This window comes from Lacrimispora brassicae, from assembly GCF_054772055.1.
Map to the genome: position 1 here is coordinate 20383 of NZ_BRYH01000006.1, position 18594 is coordinate 38976.

16 protein-coding genes are annotated in these 18594 nt (G+C 39.1%); 15 read left to right on the forward strand and 1 reads right to left on the reverse strand.

The window, feature by feature from the left end; all coding sequences use genetic code 11:
* Window positions 1-29: 29 nt before the first annotated feature.
* The 7 genes from ACYVD3_RS03155 (at window position 30) to ACYVD3_RS03185 (ending at window position 8807) form a co-directional block, all read left to right on the forward strand.
* A complete protein-coding gene (locus tag ACYVD3_RS03155; protein ID WP_460641060.1) occupies window positions 30-2720 on the forward strand; it encodes an FAD-dependent oxidoreductase in 2691 nt (896 codons plus the stop codon).
* Window positions 2721-2740: 20 nt separating this feature from the next.
* Window positions 2741-3082: a hydrogenase maturation nickel metallochaperone HypA gene (locus tag ACYVD3_RS03160; protein ID WP_460641061.1), complete on the forward strand. Its 342-nt coding sequence runs from the start codon at window positions 2741-2743 to the stop codon at window positions 3080-3082.
* Window positions 3083-3214: 132 nt separating this feature from the next.
* Window positions 3215-4267 carry a DUF5692 family protein gene (locus tag ACYVD3_RS03165; protein ID WP_460641062.1) on the forward strand — a complete coding sequence of 351 codons (1053 nt, stop codon included), beginning with the start codon at window positions 3215-3217 and terminating at the stop codon, window positions 4265-4267.
* Between the two features lie 718 nt (window positions 4268-4985).
* The gene (locus ACYVD3_RS03170) at window positions 4986-5861 is read left to right on the forward strand and encodes a MerR family transcriptional regulator (RefSeq protein ID WP_460641063.1); all 876 of its coding nucleotides are present in this window, start codon (window positions 4986-4988) and stop codon (window positions 5859-5861) included.
* A gap of 342 nt (window positions 5862-6203) precedes the next feature.
* Complete coding sequence (locus tag ACYVD3_RS03175) at window positions 6204-6650, forward strand: hypothetical protein (RefSeq protein WP_312442954.1); 447 nt, start codon at window positions 6204-6206, stop codon at window positions 6648-6650.
* Between the two features lie 509 nt (window positions 6651-7159).
* Entirely contained in the window at window positions 7160-8182 is a 1023-nt protein-coding gene (locus tag ACYVD3_RS03180) for a carbohydrate kinase family protein (protein WP_460641064.1), read from the forward strand.
* Complete coding sequence (locus ACYVD3_RS03185; RefSeq protein WP_313152582.1) at window positions 8115-8807, forward strand: phosphoribosylanthranilate isomerase; 693 nt, start codon at window positions 8115-8117, stop codon at window positions 8805-8807. Before ACYVD3_RS03180 ends, ACYVD3_RS03185 begins: the two co-directional genes overlap by 68 nt.
* Before the next feature lie 378 nt (window positions 8808-9185).
* Here the strand turns inward: ACYVD3_RS03185 and ACYVD3_RS03190 are convergent, their stop codons facing one another.
* A complete protein-coding gene (locus tag ACYVD3_RS03190; RefSeq protein WP_460641065.1) occupies window positions 9186-10289 on the reverse strand; it encodes a PfkB family carbohydrate kinase in 1104 nt (367 codons plus the stop codon).
* A gap of 361 nt (window positions 10290-10650) precedes the next feature.
* Here ACYVD3_RS03190 and ACYVD3_RS03195 point away from each other — a divergent pair, with 361 nt between their 5' ends.
* The 8 genes from ACYVD3_RS03195 to ACYVD3_RS03230 all read left to right on the forward strand — a co-directional run bounded on the left by ACYVD3_RS03195 (window position 10651) and on the right by ACYVD3_RS03230 (window position 18498).
* Window positions 10651-11091, forward strand: coding sequence for a MarR family winged helix-turn-helix transcriptional regulator (locus ACYVD3_RS03195; RefSeq protein WP_460641066.1), 441 nt, complete (start codon window positions 10651-10653; stop codon window positions 11089-11091).
* A 213-nt stretch (window positions 11092-11304) separates the two neighbouring features.
* Window positions 11305-12339 (forward strand): epoxyqueuosine reductase, encoded by a 1035-nt coding sequence (locus ACYVD3_RS03200; protein ID WP_460641067.1) that lies wholly within the window; start codon window positions 11305-11307, stop codon window positions 12337-12339.
* Between the two features lie 434 nt (window positions 12340-12773).
* Complete coding sequence (locus tag ACYVD3_RS03205; protein WP_460641068.1) at window positions 12774-13523, forward strand: FAD-dependent oxidoreductase; 750 nt, start codon at window positions 12774-12776, stop codon at window positions 13521-13523.
* Window positions 13524-13949: 426 nt separating this feature from the next.
* The gene (locus tag ACYVD3_RS03210; RefSeq protein WP_460641069.1) at window positions 13950-14948 is read left to right on the forward strand and encodes an ROK family protein; all 999 of its coding nucleotides are present in this window, start codon (window positions 13950-13952) and stop codon (window positions 14946-14948) included.
* A 133-nt stretch (window positions 14949-15081) separates the two neighbouring features.
* Window positions 15082-15978 (forward strand): PHP domain-containing protein, encoded by an 897-nt coding sequence (locus ACYVD3_RS03215; RefSeq protein ID WP_460641070.1) that lies wholly within the window; start codon window positions 15082-15084, stop codon window positions 15976-15978.
* 426 nt (window positions 15979-16404) lie between these two features.
* Window positions 16405-17175: a flavodoxin family protein gene (locus ACYVD3_RS03220; protein WP_460641071.1), complete on the forward strand. Its 771-nt coding sequence runs from the start codon at window positions 16405-16407 to the stop codon at window positions 17173-17175.
* A gap of 45 nt (window positions 17176-17220) precedes the next feature.
* The gene (locus ACYVD3_RS03225) at window positions 17221-17814 is read left to right on the forward strand and encodes a TetR/AcrR family transcriptional regulator (protein WP_460641072.1); all 594 of its coding nucleotides are present in this window, start codon (window positions 17221-17223) and stop codon (window positions 17812-17814) included.
* Window positions 17815-18183: 369 nt separating this feature from the next.
* Entirely contained in the window at window positions 18184-18498 is a 315-nt protein-coding gene (locus ACYVD3_RS03230; RefSeq protein ID WP_460641073.1) for a hypothetical protein, read from the forward strand.
* Window positions 18499-18594: the final 96 nt, after the last annotated feature.

Here is an 18594-nt window from a genome sequence, read left to right on the forward strand (position 1 = left end):
ATGCGCAAACAAGCGCGGGAAAGGAAATTATGAGTGAGTTAAGACCTAAAATTGTAAGACTGGCAAAAATGGTAGGCGGTATTGCCGGAGCCATGAACAAAATCGATGAAAATTCTCCCGAATACTATTCTCTAAACTGTGTTGTAACAGATGACATGGCTGATATTGCTATGATAATCGGGCTGCGTAAACCCCGTACCTTCGAGTATGTCGCTAAGCGTTCCGGAAAGAGTGCAGAAGAGACAAAGGCCATCTTAGAGCAGCTAACCTACACAGGTGTCGCCAAAGTATGGAAGGATAAGGAGGATCATAAAGAACGGTTTTTTGTGAATATATTTGCCCCCGGTATGTTAGAAATGATGGTAAATAACCGGGAACAGCTTAACGAACATCCTGAAATCGGTAAAGCCTTTGAAGAATATACCAGACTGCGTCTTGCGCCTATGGCAGCAAAATTCCCTCAAGGCATGGCAATGATGCGTGTCATTCCTGTGGAAGAGGCCATCGAGGATATCCCAGGTACAAAACCCTGGGAACGCCTTTCCTATTACCTGGATAAATATGATACGTTTACGGTATCTGACTGCTCCTGCCGCCAGTCACGGCGTGTACTGGATGAGGGCTGCGGTCATTTGGAAAAAGACATCTGTATCCAGATGGGCGAAGGTGCCGAATATTATATAAGAACAGGCAGAGGCCGCCAGATTTCACGGGAAGAAGCAAAAGAAATTATTAAATTTGCAGAGAATAACGGCCTGATGCATGAAATGCCCCATACCGACGGACTTGGTGAATCAGCGGCAATCTGCAACTGCTGTGGCTGCTCCTGCTTTTCCTTGCGTCTTGCGACACTTTTTAATACTCCAGATTCCATACGTTCCAACTTCACTGCCAAGGTAAAAAAGGAAAACTGTGTAGCCTGCGGACAGTGTGTGGAAAATTGTCCTGTTAATGCTTTAAAACTTGGCCAAAAACTCTGTTCCAAAACACCTGTTGCCATAAAGGCAGAACCTACCGCACGTGACCATGTCTGGAAAGAAAGCAACTGGAATGTGGATTACCGGGAGAACCGTAAAGATGTTACTGAAGAAGGCACATCTCCTTGTAAAACTGCCTGCCCTGCTCATATTTCCGTACAAGGTTACATAAAGCTTGCTGCTTCCGGCCGCTACCATGAAGCATTGGAGCTGATAAAGAAAGAAAATCCTTTCCCTGCTGTCTGCGGACGGATCTGTCCTCATGGCTGTGAAAGCGAATGTACCCGCGGAGATATTGATGAACCGGTTTCCATCGACGAAATCAAAAAGTTTATTGCGGATAAAGAGCTGGATGGTTCGATCCGCTATATCCCGCCCATGCGTTATCACCTTGGAAATAAAATCGCAGTAGTAGGCTCCGGTCCTTCCGGTCTTTCCTGTGCATATTACCTGGCAATTGATGGTTATCAGGTGACAGTATTTGAAAAGGAAGAAAAACTTGGTGGTATGCTAACCCTTGGTATTCCCTCCTTCCGCCTGGAAAAAGAGGTTCTTAATGCTGAAATTGACGTTCTGGGTGAAATGGGGGTTACCTTTAAAACCGGAATGGAAGTCGGAAAAGATATTACTCTTAATGAACTTCGGAAAGAAGGTTATGAAGCCTTTTATCTGGCAATCGGCGCACAGGGCGGCAGAAGCCTTGGCATTGAAGGGGAAGAAGCTGAGGGTGTGATCTCCGGCGTTGATTTCCTTCGCAATGTAAACCTTGGAAGAAAGGCAGAGCTTTCCGGTAATGTAGTTGTGATCGGCGGCGGAAATGTTGCAATTGACGTAGCCCGTACAGGGGTAAGACAGGGCGCTGCTGCTGTTAATCTTTATTGCCTGGAAAGTCTCAGTGAAATGCCGGCATTACCGGATGAGATTGCAGAGGCTGAGGAAGATAAAGTTTCCTTTCATAATGGGTGGGGTCCTAAGCGAATCCTGACAGAAGATGGAAAGGTGACCGGTGTGGAATTTAAGCGCTGCATCAGCGTATTCGATGCAGACCAACGTTTCGCTCCAAAGTATGATGAAAATGATACCATCACTGTGGAAGCTGATACCGTACTGCTTTCCATTGGCCAGACCATTGAGTGGGGCGGACTTCTCTCAGAAAGCAAGGTTGAGCTTGGACGCGGGGGTACTGCCAAAGCTGACAGTCTGACCTTACAGACTTCGGAACCGGACGTTTTTGTCGGCGGTGACTGTTTTACCGGACCTCAATTTGCTATCCATGCCATTGCAGCCGGAAAAGAAGGGGCAATCTCGATTCACCGTTATGTACAGCCGGGACAGTCTCTTGTATTTGGCCGTGACCGCCGGGAATACCATGCTTTTGATAAGAACAACGTTGCTTTCGATGTACAGGATTTTGATAGGACTCCCCGCCAGAAACCAGGCCATTCTCCTGAGAAAAAAGGCAGCTTCTATGATGAACGGCTGACCTTCACTGAGGAACAGTTAAAGAAAGAGACGGAACGCTGTCTTGGCTGCGGTGCGGTAGAAATCGACAGTTATATGTGTATTGGCTGCGGCATGTGTACGACCAAATGTAAATTTGATGCAATTCAACTGGAGCGCACTTATAACACGGTGCCCAATACCTATGAAAAACTTCCTGTCAAGATTGCCGCCAACGCAATTGTACGTACCGGAAAGATTGCTGCAACCACCCTCAAAGAAAGCGTTGGCAGAAGAAGCTGACGGGAAAAGGAGAGGGAACCATGCATGAGCTTGGTGTATTAAACTCTATGGTCCACACCATTGAGCGCATCGTAAAGGAGCAGAATGTAACAAAGGTCCACAAGCTTGTCATCGAAGTTGGCGAGCTTTCCGGTATCGTGCCCAGATACTTAGAGCAAAGCTGGCCCGCTGCCTCCTATAAGACTTTTATGGAAAAAACAGAGCTGGAGCTTATCGTCATTCCCGGTATTGTTAAATGTAAAGGCTGCGGCAGGGTATTTAATGCCGTTTACAGTGATTTAAATTGTCCTGACTGCGGCAATATGGATATGGAAATCCTGGAGGGCGATGACATGATAATAAAGGAGATCGTGTGTAACTAAAGGATTCTAACGATGAATTGGCGGAGGCTGTGGAAGAAGAAATCGTCATTTAAAAGAAAAGGTAAATGCCAGAACGTTCTCATGAATTTAATATTAAAGAAATAGAAGCGTATTAAACAAGGAGGAATGGGTATGTTTGTGTTTTCAGAAAGTGTTCCGACAATATTGGTTTTACTGGTATGGCTTGGGGTGTTTTTATCGCTGTTTGCTGCAAATGAATTGAGCCGTCGTTTTAAATGGGTGGGGTTTGGCTGCTTTGTTGTGCTTCCGGTTGTTTTAACAGTTTTATGGGTGACGACGTTAAAGGATACTTCTTATATGGACTGGTTTCATCTGGCAAAGGTTTACTCTTCTACGGCGGGGTGTATTGGTTTTTGGTGTATCCGCCATATGAAAAAGCTGCAGCATAATAAAATTGCGTTGTGTTTCCCGCCGTTAATACTGGCTATCAATATCCTGGAAGCCTGTTTCCGGGATTTTGAAGTAAGCCAGTATGTGACACCGGTTATGGAGTATATGAACAATCAGGTTCAGTACTATATCGGCGGTTCATGGAATGTCATGAACGGGATTGCAGGTCTTTTAAATATTGTGACCATTACAGGCTGGTTTGGAATCTGTATTCGAAAGAAGACCAGTAAGGATAAAAGCCAGGATATGCTTTGGCCTGATATGATGTGGTTCTGGATTATCGCCTATGATTTATGGAATTTTGCTTATACCTATAACTGCCTGCCGACTCATGCATGGTATTGCGGATTAGCACTTTTACTGGCCCCCACAATTTGTGCATTTACAGTGGGTAAGGGGGCATGGCTGCAGCATCGTGCCCAGACGCTGGCACTGTGGTGTATGTTTGCCCAGACGTTTCCGGTATTTCAGGATGCCAGCAGTTTTCTGGTGCATTCCCGATCCAGTAAGGCTATTGCAGAAGCAGCGATACGGGAAGGAATGCTTTCCCCTGACGGATATACGGTATTGACCGGAACAGGAATCCAACCGGTGGCAGGTGTATCACCGGATACTACTTTTTTATTTGTTATGAGTTTGCTGGCTCTTCTTGCAAATATAGGAGTATTTGTCTATATGATTCACAGAATACATAAGACAAAGAGAAATCCATATACCGGAGAATTATATACGGATCATAAGAAGTATCAGGAAATTAAGGCTTTGGCGGAGTAAATTTAACCTCATCAAGCAGGGGCGCGGATTGCGAATATCCGATTGACTGTATAAATGGACTGTTGTGAAATCTGATATGCTCTCTTCTAGGTTGACAAGTGAAATAATAAAAGCTTGTCACTTAGGAGGGAGCATATTTTTGTGCATGTAGATAATTACACTCACTAAGGCAGGTGCTTTACATATTATAAGATAATTGATATGTTACTACATTACCACTAAATGAAAGGAGTTGTCTTATACATGTTTCCTAATCTCCAAGAAATCCATCAATTCCTCTATTACGATGGCAGGTTTATGCCTTATGATTTTCAATCTTCTTTTATCAGTGAGGAAAAGCCGCTCGGATGCTCCAATTGATTTGCCAGTAGAAAGCAACTATGGTTTTGATTCCATGGTCAGAAACTTCAAGTGAAAAGGATTTAAAAATTTTTCTGCTATAAAAATAGAGGCTGTGTTTTTCGGAATTGAAAAACGCAGCCTTTTTATTGCCTTAAATTCGCAAAAATAGAATTATCTATACTACATAATTATGGAAGTACCGTAAGTATGACATTGAAAATCGTTCCAGGTGCTGTGAACAGAGGACTGTGGGAAAGTAACGCCACCGCTTTTTCGCGGCCAATTTAATGTATAAAATTTCTTTTTCAAAAGTATTGACCATGACACCATGTCATAGTGTATTATAAAACCATACGGACAGGAGGTACATATAGAGATGAGAACAATTAAACAGGTTTCGGATTTAACGGGTATCAGTGTTCGTATGCTGCACTATTACGATAAGATTGGCCTGCTAAAGCCTAGCTCAGTAACAGAAGCGGGCTATAGGTTATACGGCGATAATTCACTTGAAACGTTGCAACAAATACTTTTTTTCAAAGAATTGGACATTCCATTAAAAAATATGAAAGAAATTTTAGAAAGTTCACAGTACGATAAAGTACAGATGCTCCATAAGCAAAAAGAGTTGCTTTCGCTGAAACGAGATAGGCTGAATGAGCTAATCGCACTTATTGAGAAAAAATTGAAAGGCGGCAGCGCAATGAGTTTTAAAGAATTTGATATGAGTGAATATTTTAATGTACTGGAAACATTTAAGCAGGAACATGAGAATGAAGTTGTCAAGTATTATGGCAGTATAGAGGAATTCGGCAAGATTATTGAAACAATGAAATCAAAAGAGCTTGAAGGAGCCAAAATGGCAATTAAGCAGTTTGGCAGTATCGAAAAATACACCGAAGCTATAAAAAACAACCTCAATAATCTGCCGCTGATTATGGAGGGGTTTCAGATAATCAAAGAGAATGCAGATGTTTATATGGCTCAAACGGATCAATTAATGGAACGCTTAACATCTGATTTAAGTAAAAATCATTCTTCGCCAGATATTCAGGAGATCGTAAAAGAAATGGATGATATGGTCAAGGGGCATAGTAAAATTGTCAAGATGGACATGGGAGAAAACTACTGGGGTATGATGGCAGACCTCTATTTAACAAAGTGCACGAAAGTACATGATAAAAAGTATGGTAAGGGCGCGACAAAATTTATAGGGGAAGCTCTCAAGTTCTATAGTGAGAACACTAAATAGAGCAGTCTAATTAAATATCAGGGATAGTTATTATAGATATGAAGAATTAAAAGTAGATCGCATATATTTGTGCGGTACGGAAGTGTTCCTGTAGATCCTAAGAATGACCTTCCGGTTTCAGCCAGGGGGTAATAGGATTTAACGAGTTGAATATAAGTGATTCCAAATACAGACGATATTTTCCACGAACTGATTAGATTGTCTGAGTTTGTGAAAGAGAGACTATTCAGAAAATGGCAATGCACTTAGTAACTACGATAAGCGGGCTTGCTAAATATTTATTTGGGCCTTATTATGTTTTATATCGCAAGCAAAAATTTTGTTTTAGATCGGAGCCAGTATATGAATATTTATAATAATCAAAACTATTTTACCAATAAGCAGTTGCTTAAGATATTAAACAGTCTGGGAGCAGAGTATGAAATTAATAAATTATATATTATTGAAACTAGACACGATTTACTAAAGTATGGAGTGATCCGAATTAATCCATTTGGTTGGATAGAAATTATACGCGGAAAAATTGAAGGCAATTATTTGCCAACTAGTAAAACAGTTATAGTGTATGTATTTGCTCATGATGAATATAACGATTTTCATAGTTCCCAGTTGTATTCTATTCATGCATTATTACATGAATTGCGACACGCTTATCATAATAATAAAAATATTAAAGGAAGCGAAGAAGATTGCGATGAATTTGCAACCAGATATCTTGACGAGAATAGTAATTTCTTTTCAAGAGTAATGAAATGGGAAGACGAATGGGAAGTAGAAGAAGAGGATTAATGTTTCAAGCAAAATCGTAGTGAAACAGTGTGGAGAGACGAAGTGAGGATATCAGTTTACGTTTGAAGATTTCTTCGACCTCCTCTTCCTTCATGCCAATAAGTGATTCTAAGTATTCAAGGCTTTATCTAAACCAATAATTTCTTAAGGCACTTTTGAAAGCTGAAAGTAGTATTTTCTGACTATCTAAGATAGTTCCATCTACATCTAATAAAATAGTATTATACATCAATTTTCCTCCTTAAATAATATATACTTCGGGGATATCATAACCTTAAGTATAATTCGATTAAAGATTAGATGGTAAACTAATGTTTAAAAAATCGGTAGTAATAAAAAGTCATATTTCCCAAATTAGCTATAATAAATAGGAACTTTATTAAAAGAGTATGATAATTGAAAGATAAATAACTCAATAAAAAAATAAACAAAAGTTTAAATTATAAATATTTGTTGTAACGAAAGAAGGCTTGACATATAATACACCTATAAAGTACAGGAGGTGAAAAATGGAAACCAAGAAATATATAGTAGTTATCGGGGGGATGAATTTAGACTTGGCCGGATTATCTGGAGATGTTTATAGACCAAGGGATTCCAATATTGGTGAAATTGAAATGACAGTTGGCGGAGTCGGACAGAACATAGCACAGAATTTAACCAGACTTAATGTACCCACATACCTGATTACAGTATATGGAAATGACCATTTTGGTAATATTCTTACTCAAGAATGCGGAAAAAATAGTATTTATTTGGATTATGCAGAGTGTATTATTGGAAAAAAAAGTTCAACATATCTTTATGTGGCAGATAACAAAGGAGACATGGTAGCTGCGGTCAATGATATGAGTATTACAGAAAATATGACTCCAAAATTCCTGCAGGAAAGAATTGACTTTATTAATGGAGCAACATTGTGTGTAATTGATGGAAATGTATCGGCAAAATCAATAAGATGGTTGGCAGATCATTGTACAGTTCCGATTTTTGCGGATCCGGTATCAACTGCCAAGGCGTCAAGATTTCAAGATATCTTGGAAAAGATAGATACATTTAAACCAAATGAACTGGAAGCAGAACTTCTGACAGGTATTAAGATTACAGACGAAGAAACAGCAAATAGAGCAGCAGGTTTATTAAATAAAATGGGAGTGAAAAATGTTTTTATTTCTCTTGGTGCAAAAGGAATTCTATGTTCCGGTAATGGAGAAACTATTTTAGTTCCTATTTTTCCATCTAATATTACAAGTGTAAATGGTGCAGGTGATTGCAGCATGGCCACAATTGTATGGGCCAGATTCTTCTATAAGGAAAGTGTTTCCTTACGTAGAGTTGGAGAATTGGCACAGGCGGCAGCAAGTTTAACTGTTGAAGTAGCTGAATCTGTATCTACAAAACTCAGTGTAGAAGCTGTGCTCAAGAGAGCAAACACATTTAAAAATCAGAAAGAAGGAGAAAATTATGATAAAACAAATTTATTCTTTAGTAAACTACAACGAGAGTGTGGCAACAATGGATGCGGGTGCTGACCATATTGGTTTAGTACCGATGCAAAGTGGTGGGGTTCCGGCTCATAGAGTCCCGTTTGATGTAGTAGATAAAATTTTTAATGAAGCTAAAAAACGTGGCGTAAAATGTGTTGCAATTATGTTACAGAAAGACCCAGATGAAATGATCTTTATTACAAAGCGTGTAAAGCCGGATATCCTTCATGTAGCAGGAATGGAATATACTGCAGATGCGGCATTCGCAGAGAGGCTACATAAAGAGTGTCCTGGAGTTAAGCTGATGCAGGCGGTACTGGTAGATGGGCCGAAAGCGATTGAAAAGGCAAAAGAATATGCAAAGTTCTGTGATTTTATTTTGACGGATTCCGGACTTGCAGCAGATACTGGAATCGGAGCAAGTGGATTAACACATGATTGGAATATTGATGCAGAAATCGTAAAAGCTGTAGACATCCCAGTAATTATTGCGGGAGGACTTGGCCCGGATAATGTAGAAGCGTGTATTAAGCAGGTAAAACCATATGGTGTAGATTCATTAACAAAGACGAGTTACAAATACAATGATGGTATTATGGAAAAAGATATTCCCAAAGTAGTGGAATTCTGTAAAAGAGCTGATAAGGCAGCCGCCGAACTGACTGTATAGTTGGCTTTGGAGGTGGAAGTGCCATTGACACTTCTGGAGGAATAAATGTAGTCCGGACTTTAGAAGGAAGTATAACTAAACTTCATGAATCGTTGTAAAGGCAAGAGAATTGACCTTTACAGCGATTCATGGAGATTGTAAAATCATGTAGTGATCGATATCATAAATATCCTTTTGACGTTTCTTTACGACTTACGGTTCAAAAGTAGATTTTCGATCCTAAGACCCCAAGCAGGTCTTTAGGACATTGAATGTCCTGGGCCGAATCAATATCATACTTGTCCAGCAGTTGTTAAATGATGCTTCTTTTTCCTTCGGTCATATTCTCTTACCATAATAAAGCCTTGGTGACCAGTCCACTTTTTATGATATAATGCTTTAAAAAGTTATACCTTGTTGAAAATACTGCTGTTTTTTTTCAAATAAAGCATCATTTGATAAATAGGGATTAACTGATTCTTTTTCTTCCATAGTCATGCAAGCAGCAGTATATGCATATTTCAATGTATCTTCTAATTTGATATTCTTTTGCAGTCCCCATACAAGAGCACCAGTAAGAGTGGAACCTGCTCCAACAGGATTGACAATTATATGCTGCCCGGTGTTAAAGATATATTTTGTATTTGAACTTTTGTAAAATAATCCTTTACGCATTGAAAATACAATAATATTTTCCAACCCCTGATTTAATAACGTATCAGCGGCAGCATCTAGATTTGTATAAGGTTTTTTTAGTTCGGAAACCATTTGAGCTAATTCATTTTGAGAAGTAATGAGAAACTTAATTTTATCAAGATTATGGATAAAACGATGATTTTTATTCATGGATACGGTTTTTACAATCAATGGGACAGTTACCTTCTTACAGATGTAATCAATAGTTTCTTTTGGAAGATTTGTGTCAATGATGCAATATTCGGAATGATTAATTCGTTCTAAATTTTTTTCAATAAATGCAGGTGTCATCTGTTGATAAATATCCATGTCATCAATTCCCATGATTCTACTTCCATCAGAATCATCTATATATAGAAAGGAGGATGTTGCGATACCAGTAATCCTTTCACAGTACTGAATATCCATATTATGTTCGATTGAATCCTCCACAAACTTATCTCCATTTATGTCATCTCCAAAAACAGAAATGAAATAATTTGGTACATCAAGTTTAGTCAGTGTTAATGAAATGTTTCTTCCGGCACCGCCCAGCAGATTATAAATTTTGCCCGGATTTGAGTTGTCACGAATGAGACGGCTCTTGGAAACTCCCATAATATCAATATTGATCCCACCTACAACAGTCACAAAGCGAGGTTCACTTAATACATACCCCTTTCCTTTAATATAGCCCTTCTTTATTAAATTGTGGATATGTGCGGCAGCACCTGAACGTGTGATACAGAGTGCATAGGCAAGCTCATTTTGAGAAATCATAGGATTCTGTTTAATTATTTTTAGAATTTCAAGTTCACGTTCTGTCATAATTGACTCCAATCTGAAAAGGATATTGTGTTGATATGTTATTTAATAGAATAAATTCAAGTCTATATTACTAAACATTATAAGGAAAGGAAAAGGAAAAAGTCAATGATAAAGAAATGAGTTTACTGAGGATGATTTTTATAAAAATGGTGATATTAAAAGTTAATACCGTCCATATCCTGCAAACCCAAATCCAAAATCATCATATCCGGCTGTTTTGCAACTTCCTCAAAATATTGGGGATAGTAGCATGATTTGACTGTCTGAATCTATTTGCAACATTGACATTGTAGCAACAATGTTATAATATTAGAGTGTACATACACGATGTGTGCCACATATTCTAGATGACGAGGATAATATGGATAAAATAATTACAGCACAAAAAAGCGATATTATCTGTAATTGCTTAAAATTACGTAGAGCTTCTCAGGCAATTACAAAAGTTTATGATAAATATCTCGAGTCCAGCGGAATCAAAATAAGCCAATACCTCATATTAAAAACAATATCCCGTACGCAGCCGGTAAATGTTAGTGACCTTGCTGCTAATGTTAGATTAGATAGGACTACACTGGTTCGGAGCCTAAAGCCTCTTGAACAAAGGGAGTTGATCTCGGATATTGCAAAAGAAGGTACTCGAAATCGACAGCTTGTATTATCAGAATACGGAAAGGAAACTTTGGCTAAAGCTACCGCTCTATGGATGGAAGCACAAGATTACATTGAGCAGTATCTTGGAAAAGAAGATTTGTCTGAATTAAATCTACTGCTTCGTAAAATTGAGGAACTTGAATCGTAAGTTTTTTACGCATATAGTGTATATACACTATATGTATTGCTGATTCAATTACTGACTTGGATTAGGGCGCAATTACGTCGGTTCATAACGATATTAAGCAATGTTCCCTGTAATTTGCTGAACCGTAGGATAGACGGTGTGGTTCGATCCATTCAAACTAAATACAAATAAGCTCACATTGAAAGAGCCAAAGGAAAGTGAGAAAAATCAATTTTGAATAGTACAGAGAAGATGATTCAAAACAAAGCCTATGAGTTAGGTTATGAAAAGTGTGGTATCATTCCCGTTCAGGCAATGGAGGGTTATGGGGAGAAAGTTGAGGAACGCATTCAGAAAGCGCCAGCGTCTGAACAATTCTATCGAAAAAAACACGGATGGCTTGCCGATCTTAAGGAAGAATATCCGTGGGCCAAATCTATCATTGTAGTAGTATCAAGGTATGGGAAATATAGAATACCTGAATCAATAAAGAATCATATTGGAAAACATTATTTGACTGACACACGCATTGATGTCAATACAAAAGAATATCAGAGCAAATTGGATATGGATCAATATTTACAGGAACTCGGTATTAGAATTGATTCAGATTCAAAATTTGGATTGGTTGGCCTGCGATGGGCAGCTATGCAGGCAGGATTGGGTATTGTCCGGCGAAACAATTTTTTTTATACGGAGTCTGGTTCATGGGTGTACCTCGGAGCGTGGTTAACAGACAGGGAAATGAATTTACGTGAAACAACAAATTTGCCACCATGCCCGAAGAACTGTAACCGCTGTATTGCAGCATGTCCTACCCACTCACTTTCTGAGCCTTACACAATGCTGCCAAATTCATGCGTTTCCTTTTTGACAACATTTGGAGGGCGTGACCTGGTACAAGATCCCCTTTCCAGAAATTTTAAAAGCTTTATTTACGGCTGTGATATTTGTCAGGATGTATGCCCTATGAACAGGGGAAAATGGCAGGAGTACGAGGAATTTCCCGGACTGTCCGAGCTGGCTCCTTCACTTACACTGGAAAACATTTTAAATATGGACGAAAGCTTTTACAAAGAAAAGATACAGCCAAAGTTTTTTTATTTAACGCCAGAAGATAGCTGGAAATGGAAAGTGAATGTACTATGCTTTATGCGCAATAACTATCAGGAAAAATATAAACCAGCTATTCTTGCTGCCTGTAAAAACGAAAATAGCAAAGTCAGAAAAATGGCTCAATCTGTCTGTGATGAGATGGGATTAAGTTAAAATAATTTGAATTTGTTTCAAAAAGTGGCCAGAAATTAACTTCTTGTTAGTTTCTGGCTCACTTTAAAAGTATATTTTGTTCTTGTATCAACATGGCTATAGATAAACCGTAAGTGACAGATTGCAAATGTTATTCTGTGAGATCATATAGCATTCAAATCAGATTTAAGTATGTGGTAGCTTGTCCGGTTCTTCCAGAATGCTCATGAGGATAATGCTGCCCTCAAAAAGGTGTTTTTCTCGCTTGTGCTGCATAAAAAGCGGTCAGAGCTCTTTGATGGTCGTGTTAGATGGATAAAGGTGCTGTCAGTTTGTCCAGGACGAATAACAGATCCTTTTCTGCCTGTTTCATCAGATCGTAGGAATAATCGTTGAGACACCAGTCGATAATCACACCCCGATTGATTCGGATCAGAAAGGATGTGAGCGCAGGAATGGAAGCGGCAAGAGTACTGGCTGAAAGGGGACACCGCGTTACTCTATGTGAAAAGAGCGGCAGCCTTGGAGGAAATTTGATTCCGGGAAGTGTTCCTCATTTCAAACGCTATGACAGAGCCCTGGTCAAGTGGTATCAGAGACAGCTTGAGCTTCTGAATGTGGAAGTCGAGATGAACTGTGAGATCACTGCGGATAATATCTCCAATTACAAGCCGGATGAAATCATTACGGCAACCGGTTCGAAGCCGATTCAGAGCAAGTTTGGATCGGAGACTTTTGTGACTACCGCAGATGATATCCTTCTTGGAAAAGCAGAGGCAGGAAAAAATGTCGTAGTGATCGGCGGTGGACTGGTTGGATGCGAAACTGCTCTATGGCTTGCACAGAACGGTTCCAAGGTTACAGTCATCGAAATGCTGAAAGACATTTTGGGCGGTCACGGCGCACTACCGCATATGAATCATGATATGCTTGTGGATCTGCTGGCATTCCAGAAGGTGGATATCTATACAAGCAGCACTGTAAAGAGTATTGAGGGGGGCAAGGTGACAGCGGAAACTCCGGAAGGAGAATGTTCATTCCCGGCGGATACGGTTATTTCAGCCATCGGCTACCGCGAGAATCATGCATTGTATAATGAACTTAAAGATATGGATATACCTGTCCACAATATTGGAGATTCTCAGAAGGTACATAATATCATGTATTCCATCTGGAATTCATACGAGCTTGCCAGAGAGCTGTAACTCTTAAAATATTTGCAGAAAATTAATGAAGTAAAAGTGTCGCAATGCGAGAGTACGTGACTGATGTTTTTTCGGTTAACATGCACTTAATGTGCTTTGCGGCACTTTTTGTTGAAAAAAGAAGTGGCATTTATATCTTGACAACAGGAGGCCAGGGCCTTGGTGAAAATCAAGGACAAAAAATGAAGGTACATTTTCAATTATGAGGATGTACCTTTATTTATAGTTTCCCTTACATATCTGCTTTGATAGAGCTAAACATTTCTACGAGAAATTTGGTTATAAGCTTCTGTTTAATGCAGAACAGACAAGCGGTTTTATAAAAAAGTGTATGAATAGCATTTCTATGTAATCACCTTGACAGATAGCTGCATGTCTGATATAGTAAAGACGCTTTATAAAGTGTGTTTAATAAAGGAGAGCAGTATGGCTGTAGGGAATGTCAATTTAATGAAACAAATCAATTTAGACACGGTTAGAAGGGTGATAAAAGAAAATAAAAAAGCAACAAAACCGCAGTTGGCAAATTTGACGGGATTAAGCGTGGTAACAATTAATTCACTTGTTGAAGTGCTTTTGGGAAATGGAGAGATTCTTGTTGATGACCTAGAAGTGTCCAGTGGTGGCAGGCCAGCAGCTATCTATTCCTTTAATGAGGAATACAGTATGGCGTTAGTCATTTATACAAATGAGTATGAAATGAAGGATTTAACCCATGTTTCGGTTGTCAATCTATACGGGGAAGTGATTGAAGGTAACGAGATTGTCTTAGATGAAATATCAGAACATAGTTTCGATTTGACAATCGAGAAGATGCTGAAAAAATATCCTAATATTAAATTGATAGGCATTGGTATGCCAGGACAAGAAATCAGAGGAAAGATGGAGCTCAGTGATTATATTTCTCTTGAAGGGAAATCCCTTGTAGAACATTTGAGAAATCAATTTCAAATACCTGTAATCTTTGAAAATGACGTTAACGCAGCGGTATTGGGATATTGTACTTCTAATCAATGCGACGATAAAAGCGTTGTTGGCATTTATATACCAGAGAAATATCCTTTAGGTGCAGGTATTTTTATCAACGGTGATATGTACAAAGGAAAAGATGGCTTTGTAGGTGAAGCTAAATTTCTTCCAGATGGATTTGATTGGAAGAATCCAGCATATGTTTTGGAAAATATTTCAGTGGCACTTAAGAAATTAATCATCACGTTCACCTGTCTTTTAAATCCAGATATCCTCGTCATTTACAGAGAAAATTTTACCGAAGTAGCGATTGATCTCATTATTGAGGATTGTAAAAAAACGATCAAGTCAGAAGTGATGCCTGACATTATTGTATTAAGTGACTTTGGCCAAGATTTTGCAGAGGGTATTAAACAAATCTCATTAAAACCATTGGAACCAAAATGGCAACGATAAGAAAAGAGATGCCATGGCGGCATTATCTATATTGTATTTATCAGGGCAGATCCCATATTCATTATGGAGTTACTCATAGTGATGTGTGTGAGCAGTAAGAAAATTAATAAAATCGTAGCAAGGAGGGATTGAAATGGTTAATCAGTTGGATTTACATATGCATTCAAATATTAGTAACGATGGTGAGTACACGCCCTCACAACTCATGCAGTTATGTAAACAACATGGTTTAAAGACAGTTGCATTAGCTGACCATAATTCCGTACGAGGGATAGCAAAGGCTCAGAAATCGGCAAATGAATTAGGTATTGAATTTATTTGTGCTATTGAGCTTGATTGTCAATTTGAAGGAGTTAATCTGCATCTTTTAGGATATGGGATTGATCCAACATTATCTGAATTTGAAAAAAATGAAATGGATATCTTAAAGAAAGAACAAGATGCTTCTTCAAAACTTATAAACCTAGTACTTGATTTAGGAATTTATTTTGATATAGAGAAAGTTTTAGATTTTGCCATAGAAGGTGTAGTGACGGGTGAAATGATTGCTGAAGCCGCTCTTGAGGATAAAAGAAATCAAAACAATCCCCTTCTGGAACCATATAGAAATAACGGGAAGCGTAGTGATAATCCTTATGTAAATTTTTATTGGGATTTTTGCTCCCAAGGGAAGCCAGCTTATGTACCTGTTCAATTTATTGGACTGAACGAAGCCATACAATTGATTAGAAAAGCAAGAGGCCTAGCTGTTCTTGCTCATCCAGGGATTAATATCGGGCAGAATCAGAAGATTCTGGAAGGCATTGTTGCTTGTGGTGTTGATGGGATGGAAGTATACAGCAGTTATCATGATGAAAACATGGTTGCTTTTTATAATGAGCAGGCGGAAAAATTTCATTTACTGAAAACGATGGGTAGCGATTTTCATGGGAAAACAAAGCCAGCCATCAAACTGGGCAGTATGAGCTGCCTTGAAGAAATGGATATTTATCATCAATTCAAGAAGAAACTTTATGAAGTGGCGCCATGAAATTAATTAGGATGTAAATTTTTAAATTTACATGCGAGCTTGTTCAGGAGTATTAAAATTTGCTTCTTGAATAAGCTCTCTTTTTATGTTCTGTAGAAAGACTCCATGATAGCAAAGTCATAAAGGTTACCTTTCCTTTATGACTTTGGACTACCCCATGTCTTGAACGTTATCTAGTCAGGCCTCCGATGGTTATATAGCGATAAATAATATGCGGCAAAGCAGAAGCCTGTGATTTCCGGATATGCCTTATCCGGCTCGACTCATTCGGTGAGGTTATTATATTATTCTGCATTGAGTGATGTTTTGTTCCTCATGGACAAATTTAATAAGAAATGAAGCTTGACGGTTAAACGAACAGGCGCTAAAATATGAATGAATAATAATTTATTCATTCATATTTTGATGATTAGGAGGAGGTCTCAAATGAAAAGGGTTACCGCGTTTATTGGAAGTGCACGGAAGCAAGCAACTTATGAAGCAGTCCGTGAATTTGAGAGAAATTTGAATTCGTACACGGAAATCGAATTTGAGTATGTTTTCTTAAAGGATCATCAGCTTGAGTTTTGCAGGGGCTGCAAGCTATGTTTCGATAAAGGAGAAGAACTTTGCCCCTTACGGGACGACCGGGACTTACTGCTTGATAAGATAAACCATTCCGACGGTGTTATATTTGCCACTCCTAATTATTCCTTTCATATTTCAGCTCCTATGAAGAATCTATTGGACCGGCTGGCCTTTATTTTTCATCGGCCATGTTTTTTCGGCAAGGCTTTCACCTCCATTGTTACGCAGGGTATTTTCGGAGGAAATTCTATTGTGAGGTACCTTGGCAATATGGGAGAAAATTTCGGATATAGTGTTGCGAAAGGCTGTGTATTAAAGACTCTGGAGCCGATCACAAAAGCCGCACAGGTAAAGAACTCGCGTGAAATCAAAAAGGCCGCTGCAAGATTTTACCGAATACTTATGCGCCCGGCTCCTCCAGACCCTTCTTTTTTCAGATTGATGACGTTCCGTATGTCCCGGACAATGATGAAAGAAATGCTCAGCGATGAATATTGTGACTATCGGCATTTCAAAGCAAAGGGCTGGTTTGAATCGGATTATTATTACGATGTCTCCTTAAACCCAATCAAAAAGCTGGCTGGCCGGATTTTTGATTTTATGGGGCGCCGGATGTCGAGGCAGAGTTAGCGATTCAGCCTTGTTTGATAAACAGAACATACGGGAGGGGTATATATGAAAGATACGAAAACAGATTTATTTAATTGCGGAAAGGAACTGTTCAGCCGGAAAGGCTTTAAGGATACCAATGTATCCGATATCACAAAATTTGTGGGAATAGGGACAGGTACGTTTTATAATTACTATTCCTCAAAAGAGGAACTGTTCATGGCCATATACATGGAAGAAAACGAAAAGCTAAAGAAAAAGATACTGAAATCTATTGATTTGGATCAGGACCCGCGGAGTTTAGTCAAAGAACTGATGTTATTGAATTTAAAAGGCATGAAGTCAAATCCTATTCTTAAAGAGTGGTATAACAAGGACGTGTTCGGCAAAATAGAGCAACATTTCCGTGAAGATAAAGGGATGGAACGTCTTGACTTCATGGTTAACGATTTTTCGGAGATCATAAAAAAATGGCAGGCAGACGGGAAAATGAGGAATGATATTGACAGCGGGATGATCATGGCCATTTTCACGGCAATCGTTACCATCGAGACCCATAAAGAGGAAATTGGGCTTCAGTATTTTCCGCAGATTTTGGATTATCTCACGGAGTTTACGATGAATGGCTTAGCCGGCGGCGAAACAAAAAGCGGTGATTAATAAATCGCAACCCAATACGGATTTACTAAGACATGTTTATGTTCTCCTTTAAATCTAAGGAGAAGGTTGCCTTGCTCATGGACCATGGAAGTGTTCATAGTGAACCATGATGGTGAACCTCTCACTCTAAGAAATTTCAATGATAGAAGAACAAGTTTAAGTTTCAAGTAGAAATCTAGATGCCGGGAAAGAAATCGTTCGTAAGACCACTGTCAATACACATGCATTACTTTTATCACTGTCAGGTATTGATGTGAATCGTAAAGAAGTGAAATGAATCGATATGAATCGAAATGATGGACAATAAATCAAAATGGTGCTATAGTTCAATCCAAAGCCATGAATATGACTGTCATCGGAATTACCAATATGGCATATTCCAAAAAGAATACTTCCCGCCACAGCAGCGGAAAAAGGCTTTTTGAGCTGTGTGACATCTGCATTGACAATGGGGGAGAGTTTGGGGACGGCTGTGTTGAAATCAAAGGAATCCACGAAAAGGCAGGAGCTACCTCCACTGTAATCGGAGCCTCCATTGTCAATGGCATTTCCGTCAGAGCCGCTGAAATTCTGGCTGAAGGAGGAATTCAGCCGCCTGTCCTTCACAGTGCAAATGCGGATGGGGGAGATGAGATCAACAAGAGGATTTTTGAAGAATACAAAGGATGCATTCACTATTTATAAAGGGAGTGATTTCAGATAGGGTGAACTGCTGCGGGATGATTCGTTTATGCCTGCAGCAGTTTTTTATTGGGAAAATGTAAAGGAAAAACGACATAT